2 protein-coding genes are annotated in these 1971 nt (G+C 62.1%); both read right to left on the reverse strand.

The window, feature by feature from the left end:
* Positions 1–121: 121 nt before the first annotated feature.
* Positions 122–1552 (reverse strand): efflux transporter outer membrane subunit, encoded by a 1431-nt coding sequence (locus EN745_RS34165; protein ID WP_281034806.1) that lies wholly within the window; start codon positions 1550–1552, stop codon positions 122–124.
* A 331-nt stretch (positions 1553–1883) separates the two neighbouring features.
* Positions 1884–1971 (reverse strand): MipA/OmpV family protein (locus EN745_RS34170; RefSeq protein WP_189363254.1); only part of this gene is annotated, 88 nt, incomplete at its 5' end.

The following is a 1971-nucleotide window of genomic DNA, read 5'->3' on the forward strand; positions in this document are numbered from 1 at the left end:
GCGGGCTTTTCGACTGCTACGGTAAGCGCCGGCGCTTCGTTTTGCTGGGCGAAGGCTGGCTTTGCCGTCGAAGGCGCGGTTGCGCCCAGAATTAGGCTCGCGAGGATAGTGATCGGTCGCATCAGTGCAGCTCTTCTTCCGGCTTTGCTCGGAGGGAGGCCCGGCTGGCGTCCCAGCCGCCGCCGAGCGCTTTATAAAGGGCAATCCAGTACCGCGCCGCGTCGCGGCGGATCTCGATAAGCGATACTTCGGCGCTTTGCGCTGAACGACGGGCTTCCTCGCGGTCGAGCAAGCTGACGCCGCCGGCTTTCCAGTTTGAATCCACAGCCTTGAAATACGCACGATAATTGCGTGCGGCCGCAGTGGCGTCGACTATCTGTCGCCGCGTGCTATCAACCCGCACGAGCGTCGTCTCAACTTCAGCGACGGCATTGAGAACGCCGGACTTATAGCCCGCTACAGCCACGTCGTACGCAGCTGCCGCACTTCCCACCGCCGCACGGCGTGAGCCCTCATCGAAGAGCGGAATTGAGAGAGCCGGGCCAAATGACCATGGGGCCCCTGCTCCGGTGAGGGAGGAAGTCCCGATCGTCACCGACCCATTGAGGCTGAGGGTCGGATAGAGATCGGCCTTGGCAGCGCCGACATCGGCAATCGCAGCGGCAACCTCGAGTTCCAGCGCATTGACGTCGGGACGTTGCCGCAGGGCTTCCGCCGGCACTGCAGCAATCTTGAATGCCTTGGGCGCCGGTATCCCCGGCCTACCGCTGGCTAGCAGCTCGCGGACACGCTGCTCATCGCCTCCTGTCAGGCATGCAAGCGACTTGATCAGAACCTCGCATTCCGACCGTTGCGCGGTCAACGTGGAGCCCGATGTCGCGACACCAGCTCGCGCCAGCGACAGGTCAGCGCTTGAAGCGAAGCCGGAATCCGTGGCCGTTTCCATTGCTCGGATCGTCTCGCGCTGCGAGGCTAGTTCCGCCGCATAGGCTCGCTCCAATTCGCGGCAAGCCCTGTATTGGACATAATAATCGGCCACCTCGGCCGCGAGCGAGACGCGTGCTCCATGCCAGTCGGCAGCGCGCTGCTGCACCCGCAGATTCGCAGCCTCGCTCTTTTGCCGCGCCTTGCCGAACAGGTCGATCTCCCATGATGCATCCAGGCTTCCGCTTGTCGTCGTGCCAGATGGGACCCTGTTGGCGGCAACGCCGCCGCTGCCTGAGCGAATGACGGACCCGCCGCCGTTGAGAGCCGGAAGCAAGCTTGCCTGAACGGTAGCCAGGGCTGCTCGCGCTCTATCGATCTCTGCTGTGGCGGATTCAAGACTTGGGCTTGAACTCTGGGCCGTAGCGATGAGGCTAGTCAAAGACTTGTCGGAAAATGTCGACCACCAAGAGACCAGGTCACTGGTGTGGCCATTGTGCGGTAGGGTCGCATGCCAAACCTTGGCAATGCTCATCTCAGGCTGTCGAAGGTCAATTCCCGTGACGCAGCCCGAAGCGATCAGGCATGCAGCCGCGATACCAAGCCCAACGATGTTGCGATAACTCAAGTTTATTCGGAACATTTTGTTTGTTGTTTCGCGCCCTGTGAAGGACCCTCGGCGATGGGGGCGGGCGTCATATCGGAAAGCTTTCCCGCCCTGAGGAGGGTCGGCGGCTGGTAACGAGCAGGGTGCCGCAAAACGGGCGGTGCTACCGTTAGCCGGATGTCTGTTTTCTCCGTGGCCGTGGTCCTGGTCATGTTCTGGCTTGCCGTCATTCGACAACACCTGATCTCCACGGCCTGCAGACCAGGTTCATTGCTCGACAGGACTGGCGGGAGGTCAGAGCGGGATCCTGGCCGGGCGACAAGGGCGCCCCAAGACCCGTCCTGCGGGCCGCCTAGAATCTGTACCCGACCAAGAGCATCCCGGAAGGCTGAGTGTTTTTGCGGACGATCGGGCTGTCCTTTGCATCGCCGGTGAGAAAG

It is taken from the genome of Mesorhizobium sp. M4A.F.Ca.ET.022.05.2.1 (genome assembly GCF_003998845.1).
Taxonomy (GTDB): domain Bacteria; phylum Pseudomonadota; class Alphaproteobacteria; order Rhizobiales; family Rhizobiaceae; genus Mesorhizobium.